This window comes from Vibrio sp. CCUG 15886 (assembly GCF_028570825.1).
GTDB lineage: Bacteria > Pseudomonadota > Gammaproteobacteria > Enterobacterales > Vibrionaceae > Vibrio > Vibrio vulnificus_B.
Genome location: NZ_JAQQBT010000002.1, coordinates 74,995 through 90,007 on the forward strand (window position 1 = coordinate 74,995; position 15,013 = coordinate 90,007).

Here is a 15,013-nt window from a genome sequence, read left to right on the forward strand (position 1 = left end):
TCGTTGTGTTACAGCTTGTTTTGAGCAATCGGTTCGCCATAAAGGTGGCAGTTTGAGAAACGGCCTGGCTCGATTTGTCTTAAGCTAGTAGCGACTTTGGTACAGGTGTCATGCACTCGATCACAACGTGCCTGGAAACGGCAGCCCTGAGGAACCTCTAGTAAGTTAAGAGGGTTACCTGGGATACCTGTTAACTTGGTTTTTGGACCCGTTAACGGAGGGAAAGAGCTACCCAACCCTTTGGTGTAAGGGTGGTAAGGACTTTCCAAAATTTGTTTAGCGGGAGCGACTTCAATCAGTTCACCGGAATACATGATGCCAATGCGGTCTGAAAACTCGACCATCAACGACAAGTCATGGGTAATGAACAGAATCGAGAAGCCGAACTCTTCTTTCAATGCGTAGATTTTTTGCAAAATCTCACGCTGTACAACCACGTCTAGTGCTGTGGTTGGCTCATCCATGATGATCATTTTCGGATTGAGAGCCAACGCGATTGCAATTACCAAGCGCTGACGCATGCCACCAGAGAACTGGTGAGGGTAGTCATGCAAACGGCTTGGGTGAATGTCCACGATCTCCAGCAAACCTTCTGCGCGGCGTTTTGCCTGCTCACGCGTCATATTGGTGTGGCGCATGATGACGTCACAGAATTGATCTTCCATCGTCAGCACTGGGTTCAGCGCGTTCATTGCACTTTGGAAAACCATCGACATTTCGCTCCAGCGGAATGCCTGCATGCGCTCATCACTGTATTGCAAGATGTTTTCACCATTGAAGATGACTTCCCCGCCAGTGATAAACGCTGGCGGCTTGTGTAGACGCATCAATGAGAACGCAACGGTGGATTTGCCACAGCCTGATTCGCCCGCTAGGCCAAATACTTCGCCTGGTGCAATATCAAAGCTAACGTTGTTACAAGCGCGGACATCGCCCGCGTCTGTGATGTAGTCAACGCAAAGGTTGCGGATTGAAATAAGTGGTTCGGTCATGATTATTTATCTCCGCTCCAAAGTGCATTTTGCGGTGCCATTTCAGGCTCACGCTCTTTCTTGTCTTCTTTCGCTAGCTTCTGCCAGCGCTTCATTCCTTTGTGAGAACGAAGTTGTGGGTTCGCAATCTCATCGACCGCAAAGTTCAGTAATGCAAGGCCAGTGACGAGTAGTGTCAGTGCGATACACGGAGCAAGCAGTTCCCACCATGCGCCAATCAGCATTGAAGAGGAGGTCTGTACGTTGTACAGCATGATGCCCCAACTGATGGTGTTTGGATCGCCCAGACCAAGGAAGGAAATGATCGATTCCATGGTGATGGCGTACATTACCGAGCCGATGAAACTCGCACCCACAATTGGAATCAGGTTTGGCAGAATCTCAACAAAGATGATGCGCCATGAAGATTCGCCCAGTACTTCTGCGGCTTTAACAAATTCTTTTTCACGTAGTGCAAGGGTTTGAGAGCGGACAACCCGCGCCCCCCAGGCCCAGGAGGTACAGCCGATGATAATGGCAATGGTCATTGGCCCTGCTTCACCGATAAAGGCGGCAAGAACGAACAGCAATGGATACTGAGGAATAACCAGCATGATGTTCATCGCAGCGGTGAGAATGTCATCAACACGACCACCAAAGTAACCCGCTGAGATACCAATAACGGTTGCGAGGAAACACACGGTGATACCCGCACCAAAACCAACCGCAAGTGACACTCGTGCACCGTAAGCTAGTTGTGACCATACGTCACGCCCCATACGAGAAGTACCCAGTACGTGATCGGCTTTCTTCGACAGAAGAAGAGTACGACGGTCATCGGCAAGGTTGGTAGCAATCCAACCATTTGGATCTGCTTGCGCGGCTTTGACGACGAAACTTGGGTATTCGTGTGGGTTACCAGTACGTTTATCTGGAGCATGTTTGGTGATCAGTGGCGCTGCGACCGCCATAAAGATAAACAGACAAACAATGACCAAACCAACGCGAGCAATCGCATTACCTAGAATCAGCTTAAATAAGTTGTTCATGATTATTTGCCTCCCTTGCGTAGGCGAGGATCGAGTACGACATACAGCATGTCGGCAATCAGGTTAAATGACAGCATAAACAGAGTCATGATTAACAATTGGCCTTGTAGTACTTGGTAGTCACGTGCATTGATCGCATCAAGCAGGACTTTACCCAAACCTGGGTAGTTGAAGATGATTTCAACAATCAGCTGACCACCGATGGCCATACCGAGTGACATGGATAGAGCAGTCACACTTGGTAGCAGTGCGTTACGAGCTGCGTAGTTGAACACCACGCGGTTTTCGCTTAAGCCTTTGCCTTTCGCCATAGTGATGTAGTCTTCTGCTAGCAGGTTGATCATGTTGTTACGCATGTTCACCAAGAAGCCACCAATTTGAACGATAGACGCACAGAAGAGAGGTAGGACGGCGTGATAAGCAACATCCTTGAAGTAGGCCCAGCTCGTCCAATCTGGAATGGTACCAGGCGTGTATGCATAGCCCGTCGGGAACCAACCAAGACCGATTGCAAAGATAAATAGGGCTAGCATTGCGATAACCACCTGAGGTACAGCTTGAATAATCAACATACCTGGTGTGATGAATGCATCGTATTTACTACCACGACGCCATGCTGCGAAAATACCCAGAATAGAGCCGATTGAGAATGAAAGAATAACCGCAGTACCAGCTAGGAAGAGGGACCAACCAAATGCGCTGCCTAATAGGTCATTAACACTCAGTGGGTAGAATTTAATAGAAGTACCAAGTTCCCAGCTTAGAATGCTCTTAATGTAAGTGAAATACTGAACATAAAGGGGACCATCGACAAAACCTAGCAGTTTCTTCATTGCCTCAATACGTTCTGGCGTTACCTGTGTGGTTGCATTCGCAAACATCATGGTAACTGGATCGCCAGGCATTGCTCGAGGAATAATAAAGTTTAATGTTGCCGCGACTAGCAGCGCGACCATATAGAACGACAAACGTCTTAAAAAATAACCCATAACTCACACCTTACTCACCCAGACTTTTTCCCTGTTTCTGGTTTCAGGTCGCTCGTGACCAAATTCAGAGCGAAAAATCCCCTGACGACTGGCGCCATAAACAAACTAGGTCTGAGAGGGATTTTATAGCGGCGCACGGGATGCGCGCCGCGGGAGATGAACTTCTACTTATTTAACTGGTTTTAGGTCCAGTACGTGTAGTAGACGCTCTGGGATGCCTGCCCAAATGTTTGGACGGCCCTTCGGATTTTCTTCTGTCCACCAACCAGTGAAGCGCTTGGTGTTGTATTGGTACATGTAAGCACCAGACATTACAGGGATAGTAACTTGATCCGCTGCGATGATTTGCTGGATGCCATGAGCAATGGATAGCTGCTCTTTCTTGTCAGCCGTTTTGTAGAAGCTGTCAAGTAGGTTGTCCAGTTTGTCATTGGTGTAGAAGTGCATCGCGAAGCGTGGCATGCCTTCACCTTTCTGTAGTGCAGAGTTGTATGCACTGTTCCAGTATAGGTGTGGATCCGCACCGTGGAAGTAGTTGGTGTACGCCACGTCGTAAGTACCATCAAGCATTGCTTGGTTGTACACTGCGAACTCAGGAGTACGAGCACGTGCTTTAATACCTACTTCAGCAAGCTGCTCAACCGCTAGTTGAACTGTGTTGTTGAAGTCAGTCCAACCGTTTGGAGATTGGATGAGTAGCTCAAATGGTTTGCCAGATGGAGTATCAACGAAACCGTCTTTGTTCACATCTTTAAAGCCAGCTTTCGCTAGAAGCTTCTTCGCGCCTTCAACGTTGTAGGTGTTGTAGCCTTTGTACTTGTTGTGAGTCTTTTCGTCAGACCACGCTTCGAATGCATAGCCAAGGCCAGATGCGAAGTCGTTCACTGTACCGCCACCGTAGAATGCGATGTCGATGATAGTTTGACGGTCAAGAGCCATTGAGAATGCACGACGGAAATCAACGTTAGTCAGAGCTTCGTTCTTCGCTGCATCTGGGTTCTTGAAGTTCACAACGAACGCTTGAGTACCTGATGGTGGGTACCAGTACTGATGGTTAGGGCTCGCTGCTGCGTAAGTACGGTCAATATCTGGAATGAAAGAAGAAGTCCAGTCTAGCTCAGAGTTAACGATTTTACCCAATAACTGGTCGTTGTTTGCGATCTGAGGTACACGCAGACAGTCAACTTCTAGGTTCGCAGAATCCCAGTAGTTAGGGTTACGACACTGAATGTATAGCTGAGGAGTGAAGGTGTCGATAACCGTAAATGGACCAGTACCTACAGGGTTTTCGTTCGTGAATGTTGTTGGATCTTTCACTTCTTTCCATACGTGCTCAGCAACGATAGGAACAAGAGAAATTTCGTAAGGTACGTTTGAGTTAGCTTCGCTTAGACGGAAACGAACTTGGTAGTCATTCAGTTTCTCTACGCTAGTTACCCACTTGTTGATACCACGTTGGTCAAGTTCTGGTTTGTTCTTAAGTAGAGCATAAGAGAACACAACGTCGTCAGCATTGAATGCTTGACCGTCAGACCATTTAACACCTTTACGGATGTCAAACGTTACGCTCATTAGGTCATCAGACATGCGGAAGTCTTCAGCAAGACGCATAACTGGCGTGTTGCCGTGCATCTCATTGAAAACAACTAGTGGCTCATAGATGAAGTCCGTTGTTGTGCGAAGGTTAGTCGCCAAGTACGGGTTAAAGTTACGTACCATTGTAGGGTAAAAATCAGGTACGATGGTCAGCTCACTACGAGCTGCCGCTGGTGCTGAAATGCTGGTCGCTGCTGCGGCGATAACTGCAGTTGCTAGAGCTGTCTTTTTAATATTGGCAAGCATAGCTGTTCCTTACTATTTTGCTTTCATTTCACAATGTTTGGAATGTCATCAATTGATAAACACTCTCCAAGACCTACCTCTGATAATCATTTACCAAAGTGGCCTGTAGGCCTTAGGCAAGGCTAAGAAAACACCTTAGCGAGAAAATAATCAAATAGCATTCCCGTTAAAAACGTTAAAACTCCCAATAACTCCGTTATAAACGTCATTTTTTTTATCTGAGTTGGTTTTTTGAGCAAAAAATGGACATTGATGTGTGTCGCATTGTTCTTAATGTAGGTAGGTGCTTGTTAGTGGTTACTTACTTCTTTGGCTCTTTGTACTATGGATATTAGGCTTCTAGGTCTAAATGAGGATCTCGCTCACACAGCAAAATGACGTTAATTAATCGACAAAAATTTAATCTGCCGTTCTGTTGTGATTGATCTCGCAATATGGTTTAAAAGTCCCCACTTTAGGCGAGAGTAATGGTTTGCATGATGAAAAAATGGCATTTTTTTCGCACTGAGTGATGGTTATTTTTAACTGAGAATAAAGTGCGTATTGGGCATATCTGCGTGGTTTTTATTCGCACATCATTAGCGGTGTTTACCACTTCATTTCTGCCTCTAAGGTGACAAGCAAAGGCAAAACACAACGCGCAGATATCCCGCCTATATGGATGTGAGAGCGGTTTACCCTGCAATAACCGCAGGCGAGCAAGCGTTTCCTATAATCGTAAAGACATCCCCTAGCGCGTTTGCGCTTTAAGAGTAGTAGAGAGGCTCGAAATATCGTCAAGGACGTGTTGCGCTGTCTGATGACGGTAGAGCATGCTCATCAACACTGGAGTTGATATTGCTTGCTCAGAGGGGAAGTACGCAAGTATCTGAAAAGTTGGGCAAATGAAAAGCCCGACTCTTTCGAATCGGGCTGAAGTTAACGATAGACGCCCAACATTATTAGCTGGTGAGCAGGCGTTGTAATTTATCTCGCTGCATCTCAATGTAAGTACGCTCAGGGCTTTGCTCTTTACAGTGGTCCAGAATGTACTCAATAGAACTCAACACGGTTCTCCAACGCGGCGTTTTTGGCAAGGTTTCAATTCGCATGTATTTATCAAGTGTGCGAGTTTGTAGCGTGCTGCGGTCGAGATAAACACGCCATAAACCACTTTGTTCAGCAAAGGTAAATTTGTTTTCACCTGTCACTGACTCCCAATAATCGAGTGCATGCGTCATCAAATCCACGAGGACTTCACGCATCAGCTCTTGCTTATTCTTATTGGTACCCAGCGCTTTGTCGGCCAGGCGAGTAAATTCTCCCCCTAGCTCTTTGAGGCTCTGTAAGCGCTCTTTGTCACCATCAAAGGCATAGCTTGAAAGGACTTCCACGGCGGTTTCTAGGTTGTGCACACGAGAAGCAGCTGCGCCTCCCCCGACATTAAAGATAAACATCGCATCAAGGCCAGACCCTTCTGGTAGTTTAAGGATATCCGTTTCAATATGCTGTCGAACATCGTCGACATAGATATCGATATTGCCGCAATAATGCTGCTGTTTGACGGTTAAATATTTGGGTGCAATAAGTTCTTCTGCGTTTGAGCGCTTGAGTTGCTCTAAGCTGCGTTTGAACAGTTTACAGGCCGCGTCATTGGCAAAGCGAATACGCTTATCTTCACGAATACAGATAATGGCTTCTGGGGCCGATTCCAATTGTTCTAATAAACGCCCTTGTGTTTCCAGTAAGCTTGCTTCCACCATTGCACGTTGGCGAAGCTCTGCTTCAAGGCGATTGTTTTCCAAGCGACGAGCTTCTGCTTTACTTGCCATTAAATGTGCTTTGATTCGGGCCGCAAGCTCTTGCTTATTAAATGGTTTGGTTAAGTAATCATTGGCCCCAGCTTCGAATCCTCGCACGCGATCTTCGCTCTGACTCAACGCCGTTAGCATGATAATAGGCAACTCTGCCATGTCGTATTGCTGTCGGAGTTGATGGCAAACTTGATAACCGCTCATGCCCGGCATCATGATGTCGAGCAACAGCAAGGCGGGTTTTTCATGTTCAATGAGTTCGAGAGTGTCTGGGCCATCTGAGGCCGTTTGCACTCGGTACCCTTCGATGCGTAGGAAACTTTCAAGCACGCGTAAGTTGACGGGTTCATCATCGGCCACAATCAGTAGCGGACCATTGGGATTTTCTGGCAGTGATGAATTATCTAATGAGATCAATTCATTGCTATCTGGCGCTTGGAAGTGATGTTGATTTTGCATGACTTCCGTGGCACTGATTTCGTCTGCGCTGGCCAATGGCAAGGTGAAGCTAAAGGTGGTGCCAACCATGGGTTGACTGCTGACGTAGAGCGAGCCTCCCATTAACTCGATCAGCTGACGGCTAATGGAAAGTCCCAGACCGGCACCTTGGCGATAACGACCAGAGTCGCGACCAGCTTGAATAAGCGGTTCGAAAATATGCTCTAACTGTTCTGCGGGAATGCCTTGGCCGGTATCGACGACTTGCACTCGAACTTTATCGTCAACCACATTGGCGGAAATGACGATTTTACCTTCAGTGGTGTATTTGATCGCGTTACCAATAAGGTTATACAGCACCTGTTCTAATCGCTGTGGATCGGCAGATACCGGCGCAACATCGTTAGAAACCTGATTAATGATGCGCAGAGTTTTGTTGCCCAATAAATGGTGAGAGAGCTCTAATACCAGTCGAGTTGCACTGGCCAAATTGACGGCGGACTTTTGAATATCCAAACTGCCATAGCGCATTTTGTGGTAGTCAAGCAAGTCATCCACAAGCGTAGCTAAGCGCTGGCCACTCTTAATAATAATGTCCAGTTGATAGCGCTGGTTGGAGGGCAGTGGGCCGTTTGCCCCTGAGATGAGGGTTTCTGCAATACCAATCATACCATGCAGTGGAGTGCGTAGCTCATGAGAGGTAGTTGCCAAAAATTCATCTTTGAGCTTATCGGCCAATTGCAATTCGTCATTTTGCTTTTGAATCAGTTGTAGATTTTTCTCTAGCTCCGCATTTTGCGTTTTAATGAGCTGAATTTTATCGCGAATAGAGCGTTGCATTCGTTCAAAACTGATCGCTAAACGGCCAATTTCGTCTTTGCGCTCGGTATTAATCATGTTTTCATCGAGATCACCTGCAGAAACGCGCTCTGCAGCCCAAGTGAGTTTGAGTAGTGGTGAGGTGATGAAATTCGATAAGTAGTGAGATGAGATAAACACCAGCACGATTGCAATCAACATAGCGATGACGAACAGTTTTTCTAACTGATGAATACGTGCAAACGCTTCTTTCTCCGGCAACTGAACCACTAAAGCCCAGGTTTGACCCTTGAATGAAATTGGCGCATAGGCGGCGATGGTCGCCTCACCGCTGCTGTTGATATAAGTCCCCACATCCGTCAGTCCCGCGAGTGCCTTATCGACCACTTCAATACTGCTTTCGATATCGGTTTGCTTTGTGGTCATCGTGCGAGGTAAGTGGTCACTTCCAACCAGCAAAGTGTGGATAGCTGCATCTTTATTGATGTCTGCAATCAGTTTGGTGATGCCATTGTTGGGTAGCCTGAACATGGCGTAGCTGTGCAGATAGCCTTGCTGGATGATCGGTGCACCCAACCAAGCGACTTGTTTGCCATCTTCAACCGAGAAGTCGGAAATATAGACGGGGGTATAGTCTTCGTTTTGCTTGCGTTTTTCGCTGACGTCATTGGCCAACTGACGAAAGCTTTTACCGAGCATGCTCTCTTTAAAAGGCCCCTCAATTAAGTTTGTGCCAAAGTTTTCATTTTTGTAGATGGAGTAGGTGACGTTGCCATCGAGATCCACCAACAAAATATCGTCAAAATCGGAGCGCTTCAAAAGCTCCAAATAGGCCCAGTGATAGCGCTTATGCAGTAAACGGTAGCGTTCACTACCAACAAAAGAGCTGGATTCCGGCAAAATCGACGTTTTTATTTGATCGCCAGACCCCTGAATATAGCGCTGTTGAGCGTTTTCTCGAGCCTGTTCCATATCCACGCCTAAGCTTTTGAAGGCGTTGACAAGCCCGTAAAATCGGCCACCACTCGCGTAAGCCAACTCTGAACGGACAAATCCCATCACTTCCGTTTCTTGTGCTTGGAAATAATCCAGGATCTGTTGTTGTTTGGTGTCTCGAACAGAAAGCAGGTGAGAAGTGCTCTGCTCTTGGAGATCTTTACTGTGTGATTGCAAAAAGAAAATCGCTGTGATGGTTAATGGCGTGATACTCAGCACCAAAAACGCAGTCATCAGAGTGCTTTGAAGGCGTTTAAACTTCTGTTTGCGATAAAACTTAAACATACAATTTCGTCAAGGTTGTGAAGACAAGGTTTCGAATCAAAGTTGTGAATGCATGAATTTACTCTCGTTCAAAGCCAGTTTTGCGGAGATAAGAGTAAAAGGATTCAAATTTAACGAAATTAACGAGTTTTTTTACTTTGACAAGTAAGTTGTCATCAATTCGTGGAGAGTGGCGCAAAAATATCGAATGGGTGATGGAAATTGAGCAAAAGCAGCACAGTTAGACGCTGTGCTGCAGAAGAATCGTTATTTGCTGGCGTGGTATATCGAGAACTTATTGGTCTTATTTAGAGTCGCGCAATTACTGAATGCTTGCTCAATAATAGGTGGGTATTTGAGGAAGCTGTTTGCTACGATGATCAATTCGCCTTGCTTGTTCAAATACTTTGGCGCTTGGCCTAATAGTGTTTCAGCCGCGTTGTAATTGGTGTCCAAACCACTATGAAATGGAGGGTTAGAGATGATAAAACGATAGTCATCAGCAGTATCGGAGTAGATGTCTGAAGCGAAAACGCGGCCTTGCAAACCATTGGCTGCCAGAGTTGCCTCACTTGACGCTAACGCGTATGCATTGATGTCACACATCTCGAGTTCGATAGTTGGGTTGCGCTTGGCCATGAATGCGCCAATAACACCAGCACCACAACCAAAATCCAACACCTTGCCACTTAAAGAGGGAAGCGTTTCCAGCAGTAATTGACTGCCTAAATCAAACTCGCCATGGCTAAAGACACCCGGTAGGCTTTGAATCTCTAATTGTTGTCCGTGAATATTGATGGAGTAATGACGGAACCAATCGGCTTGATTAAAGGCGTTTGGTTGCGTGTTGCATTGCCCCCAATAAAAGGAGCAGCGACGAGCTGAATCGTACTTGTTGACGGTGCCATACGCTTGGAACATTTTTTCGATGCTTTTAACACCCGAGCGATTCTCTCCCACCACGACAATGTCGCAGCCAGAACCCAACTTAGCCAGCAGCATGGCGAGGAGATATTCCGCCTCTGCTTTTGCCTTTGGCCAGTAAAGCAGTAAGAGATCAGCTTGGCTATCTGCCTCAAGTTGCGAGCCAAAGTAGCTGGTGATCGTTGAATGGGCGCGAATTTGACGGAAATAGCTGTAATTCGACGTGAACACACTCACCGATTCACAGTGTTCAGCCAGTTCGAGTGGAAACAAATCTTCAACTTCCCCTGCGACGAGCACGTGCTTTCCGTTGAAATAGTCGAGTTGTCGTTGGGCAATTTGGCTAGGAGCAGTATAGGCAGACATGAAGTGGCGTCAGTTAGAAAAAAGTGGGCAGATTTTCTCATAATCTGCCCAGGACTTGAAGTAGTGGTGTTGGTTAGCTGTTGTCTTGCTGGTCAAGGAAGCCCTTAAACTCTTCCTCGTAAATATTAAATAGCACCATAGTGATAGCAAAAATCAGTGGACCGTAGATCAGACCTATCAGTCCAAATAACTGAATCCCTCCCAATAGGGAGAAGAAGATCAGCAAGGTGTTCATTCCGGCACTGCCTTGCATTAAAAATGGTCTTAGTAAGTTATCGATCGAGCCAACTATGGCGATGCTCCAAATGGCAAGGAAGATAGCCCAACCAGTATCACCGGTTAAGAACAAGTAGATGGTGGCTGGGATCCAAATAAGCGCGGTACCGACAACGGGAATGAAGGAAGCAAAGCCCATCATGGTGCCCCAGAAGAGCCCTGGGAAGCCCGCAAGCCACATCCCTAAACCACCAGCAATCCCTTGTGCAATCGCGGTGAGAAAAGAGCCCATTACCGCAGACTTAGAGACATTTTCAATCTCACTCAGCAGCTTATCTTCTTGGCTACGCGATAATGGCAGAATATGACGAATCGCACTGATGATTTTGTCGTGATCGCGCAATAAGAAAAAGAGCACAAACAGCATCAAGAAAAAATCCATCAGGAAGTTGGTCGCGTCACCGAGTATTTTTGCACTGATGGCAACCAAGTTTGAACCAAATGATGTGGCGAGTTGGCCAATTTTTTCTGCAATGGATTTGGCGTCAATATTGTCAAAAGGTAAGTACTCATTAACCAGCTTTAGACCTTTAACAATCCACGGATGACCAAGCACTTGCTGGATACCGCCATGCGTCACCCACTGGTAGGTATTTTGCGAGAAAACAGACCCTTGCTGAACAATAGCAGCAAAAACAAACAACAAAGGCACAACGATAATAAAGGTTAAAACAACGCAAGAGAGCAAGGACGCCATATTGCGATGTTTGGGCATTTTGCTTTCAAACCAGTCGTGAATGGGAAACATCAATAGGGAAATGATGAACGCCATGATAATCGAGTTTATATAAGGCTCGACCAACAGGTAGCACGCAGTCCCTGCGGCTAACAACGCGACGATCAGCACCCAGTGGCTTGAGCTGATTTTAATTTTTTCTGGCACGGTAACAGTCCAATTAGTTGCAGTCTGTGGCTATAATGACCTGAAACTCGAAGCTTATCAACGCAATGGGGCGATTATGGGTTGTTGTAATAATGAGAAAGGCTGTGAAGCGAGAAAAACATCACGACGTATTCCTTGGTTCGCGGTGACCATTGGTGTGCTCGCGCTGTTGGTGATATTTAATTGGCAATGAAAAAGGATCGCTGACTGCGATCCTTTTCTTATTTTTGTCGTTGAGCGTTGGCAATCTTACTTGCTTTCTGCTGCCAAAATCGCAAAACAACGATCTGCCGCTTCCAATGTCGCCTCAATCTCTTTGCTGCCGTGAGCTAATGAGGTGAAGCTGGCTTCAAAGGCAGAAGGCGCCAAATAAACACCGTGATCAATCATGAGGTGGAAGAAGCGTTTGAAGCGTTCAATATCGCACTTAGTGACATCTTCATAGCAAGTGATCTGCTCTTGCTCAGTAAAGAAGAAGCCAAACATGCCGCCCACTTGGTTGACCACAAGTGGAATACCATGTTGTGCTGCAAGAGATTTAAAGCCATCGGCCAGATGTTTGGTTTTTGATGCCAGGCGCTTTTCATTGCCTTCTTCACGCAGCAACGTTAAACAAGCGTAGCCCGCCGCCATGGCTACAGGGTTACCTGATAATGTTCCAGCTTGGTAAACAGGACCGGTTGGAGCAATATATTGCATGACTTCTTTACGGCCACCAAACGCACCAACTGGCATGCCACCACCAATGACCTTACCAAGTGTGGTCAAGTCTGGCTTGATGTTGTAGTGAGCTTGTGCACCACCAAGTGCCACACGGAAGCCGGTCATCACTTCATCAAAAATCAGCAGTGCGCCTTCTTGATCGCAGATCTCGCGTAGCCCCTCGTGGAAGCCTTCCACTGGCGGAATACAGTTCATGTTGCCCGCCACCGGTTCAACGATGATACAGGCGATTTCACCCTTGTTTGCTGCAAACAGTTCTCGTACTGAATCGAGATCGTTAAATGTAGCGGTTAGGGTATGTTTTGCGAAATCGGCAGGCACACCTGGAGAACTTGGTTGACCTAGAGTCAAGGCACCAGAGCCCGCTTTAACAAGCAAGCTGTCTGCGTGGCCGTGATAACAACCTTCAAACTTTAGAATTTTATCTCGGCCAGTGAAGCCGCGCGCTAGGCGGATTGCACTCATGGTCGCTTCAGTACCTGAACTGACCATGCGTAGTTGCTCCATCGAAGGAACGAGCTCGGAAACCAATTCAGCCATTTTGATTTCCATTTCGGTCGGAGCACCAAAGCTGAGGCCACGTTGCGCAGCTTCAATCACCGCTTCACGAATCACTGCGTGGTTATGGCCCAAAATCATCGGACCCCATGAACCTACGTAATCGATGTAGGCTTTGCCATCCGCATCAAAAATGAAGGCGCCATCGGCTCTTTCGACGAAAATTGGCGAACCGCCAACGCCGTTGAACGCACGAACGGGTGAGTTAACGCCACCAGGAATGGTTTGCTGGGCTTTTTGATACAGCTCGGCTGATTTGGTCATGGGTTTATCCTCTTCTGATTGCTCGGACCAAGTGGCGGGCATTGTACCTCTCTCAACGGCAGTTAGAAATATTTTGCTTCGGTTTATGACTCTATTCACGGGATTTATAAAAATGTTCTGTTTAGATAATGAGTATTTGGCGAAACATTGTAGACAATACAGTGGTGAATACTTGAACGTATTGGTCAGGTATTGGATAATCTCGCGATAGCTAAAACAATACCATCGTCAGCGGCCTCTAAATATCGAGATTGTCTGGCGGGAATACACGAGTGAGAGAGGTCGTCGTGAGCGATATTAATCTACCATTATCATTTTCTGATGCAGCAGCAGCACGAGTTAAGATGTTGATTGCTGAAGAAGAAAACCCAGCGCTTAAATTGCGTGTTTACATTACTGGCGGTGGTTGTAGCGGCTTCCAGTACGGTTTTACTTTTGATGAAAGCGTCAATGAAGGCGATACCACTATCGAAAACAGTGGTGTTACGTTAGTTGTTGACCCAATGAGTCTGCAGTATTTAATTGGCGGCGTTGTCGATTACACAGAAGGGTTGGAAGGCTCACGCTTTTTCGTCAACAACCCAAATGCAACAACCACGTGTGGTTGTGGTGCATCATTCAGCGTGTAATCTCACCAACAGCTGATTATCAGGTGGTTGGCAAAACCAACCACCTCAGTTTTACGTATTAGGATGTCACGTAAAACTTGCTCCAGATTCCGTCTTGCTGAGCACAAAAATAAAAAGGACTTTCTATGTCTATCAAACAACAAGGCCGCCAGTTTATTCAGCGTCCGTGGCTAGTATCTCTTCTTATTATTCTCATCTTAGGTGCATGGCTCGGCTTTGGCAGTAGCAAAGCCGATGAAACATCGTCCACCAAAGCCGCGCAAGAAATTCCATTAGCGAAAGTCGTGTATCAAACATTCCTGGCTCAGCCAACGGCACGCAGTATTGATCTTTATGGTCGAACCGCGCCCAACCGCCAAGCTCGTTTAGGTGCAGAGATTGCGGGAAAAATCGTGCGTTTAGAAGTCGAGAAAGGCCAAGCGGTACGTAAAGGTCAGGTGATTGCGATAATCGATAAGCGTGATTTGGATTATCGCTTACAGCGCGCGAAAGCCATGCTTGAAGTGAAGCTGAAAGAGTTTAAGGCAGCGCAATCCTTGAAAAGTCGCGGTTTACAAGGCGAAGTCGCGTTTGCAACAGCAGAAGCCGCTTTGGTTGATGCAAAAGCCAATCTTAGCAATGTGGAAACCGAGCTGAGCAATACGGAGGTTCGGGCTCCTTTTGATGGCATCCTTGATAGCCGTTTTGTCGAAGTGGGGGATTTCGTTGGTATTGGCGATCCGGTGGCGACCGTGATCGATCTACAAAAATTGGTGATTGAAGCCGACGTCAGCGAAAGACATGTTCAGCATCTGGCGGCTAAACAGATGGCGCAAGTGCGTTTGATTGGCGGGCAGTTATTGCAAGGTGCTATTCGTTATGTTGGGCAAGTCTCTTCTCCTTCAACCAATACCTTTCCCATTGAAATTGAAGTCGACAACAGCCAGCATCGCATTCCTGCTGGTGTCAGCGCAGAAGTGCAATTAACCCTAGATCAGACATCCGCGATTAAAGTGACGCCAGCGATGTTGGCTCTTGATGAGCGTGGTAATTTAGGCGTCAAAACAGTGCAGAATCAGCATGTGCGCTTTGTTCCCATTCAATTGGTAAAAGCAGAACAAGATGGCGTGTGGCTGTCTGGCTTGGGAGAACAGGTTGACATTATCGTGCTGGGGCAAGGTTTTGTTCGAGATGGAGATTTGGTTGATGCGACACCACAAACTGAACTCGTAACCAATTGAGGAGAGTGC

The 15,013-nt window shown here is 46.7% G+C and carries 10 protein-coding genes; 2 read left to right on the top strand and 8 right to left on the bottom strand.

Annotated features, from left to right (window positions below):
• Positions 1–8: 8 nt before the first annotated feature.
• From PQQ36_RS07115 to hemL, 8 genes are all read right to left on the bottom strand, one after another.
• Positions 9–992: an ABC transporter ATP-binding protein gene (locus PQQ36_RS07115; protein WP_011151098.1), complete on the bottom strand. Its 984-nt coding sequence runs from the start codon at positions 990–992 to the stop codon at positions 9–11.
• A 2-nt stretch (positions 993–994) separates the two neighbouring features.
• A complete protein-coding gene (locus PQQ36_RS07120; RefSeq protein ID WP_011079591.1) occupies positions 995–2,020 on the bottom strand; it encodes an ABC transporter permease in 1,026 nt (341 codons plus the stop codon).
• 2 nt (positions 2,021–2,022) lie between these two features.
• The gene (locus tag PQQ36_RS07125) at positions 2,023–3,009 is read right to left on the bottom strand and encodes an ABC transporter permease (protein ID WP_011079592.1); all 987 of its coding nucleotides are present in this window, start codon (positions 3,007–3,009) and stop codon (positions 2,023–2,025) included.
• A 168-nt stretch (positions 3,010–3,177) separates the two neighbouring features.
• The gene (locus tag PQQ36_RS07130; RefSeq protein WP_011079593.1) at positions 3,178–4,851 is read right to left on the bottom strand and encodes an ABC transporter substrate-binding protein; all 1,674 of its coding nucleotides are present in this window, start codon (positions 4,849–4,851) and stop codon (positions 3,178–3,180) included.
• A 941-nt stretch (positions 4,852–5,792) separates the two neighbouring features.
• Positions 5,793–9,182 carry a response regulator gene (locus PQQ36_RS07135; protein WP_011151097.1) on the bottom strand — a complete coding sequence of 1,130 codons (3,390 nt, stop codon included), beginning with the start codon at positions 9,180–9,182 and terminating at the stop codon, positions 5,793–5,795.
• Between the two features lie 246 nt (positions 9,183–9,428).
• A complete protein-coding gene (gene rsmC / locus PQQ36_RS07140) occupies positions 9,429–10,451 on the bottom strand; it encodes a 16S rRNA (guanine(1207)-N(2))-methyltransferase RsmC (RefSeq protein ID WP_263216905.1) in 1,023 nt (340 codons plus the stop codon).
• A 73-nt stretch (positions 10,452–10,524) separates the two neighbouring features.
• Positions 10,525–11,610, bottom strand: a complete 1,086-nt coding sequence (locus tag PQQ36_RS07145; RefSeq protein ID WP_013571166.1) for an AI-2E family transporter — start codon at positions 11,608–11,610, stop codon at positions 10,525–10,527.
• Positions 11,611–11,859: 249 nt separating this feature from the next.
• Entirely contained in the window at positions 11,860–13,155 is a 1,296-nt protein-coding gene (gene hemL / locus PQQ36_RS07150; protein ID WP_011079597.1) for a glutamate-1-semialdehyde 2,1-aminomutase, read from the bottom strand.
• A 287-nt stretch (positions 13,156–13,442) separates the two neighbouring features.
• Between hemL and erpA the strand changes: the two genes are divergently transcribed.
• Together erpA and PQQ36_RS07160 are read left to right on the top strand one after the other, a co-directional pair.
• The gene (gene erpA, locus PQQ36_RS07155; protein WP_011079598.1) at positions 13,443–13,784 is read left to right on the top strand and encodes an iron-sulfur cluster insertion protein ErpA; all 342 of its coding nucleotides are present in this window, start codon (positions 13,443–13,445) and stop codon (positions 13,782–13,784) included.
• 125 nt (positions 13,785–13,909) lie between these two features.
• Positions 13,910–15,004, top strand: a complete 1,095-nt coding sequence (locus PQQ36_RS07160; RefSeq protein WP_011079599.1) for an efflux RND transporter periplasmic adaptor subunit — start codon at positions 13,910–13,912, stop codon at positions 15,002–15,004.
• Positions 15,005–15,013 lie beyond the last annotated feature (9 nt).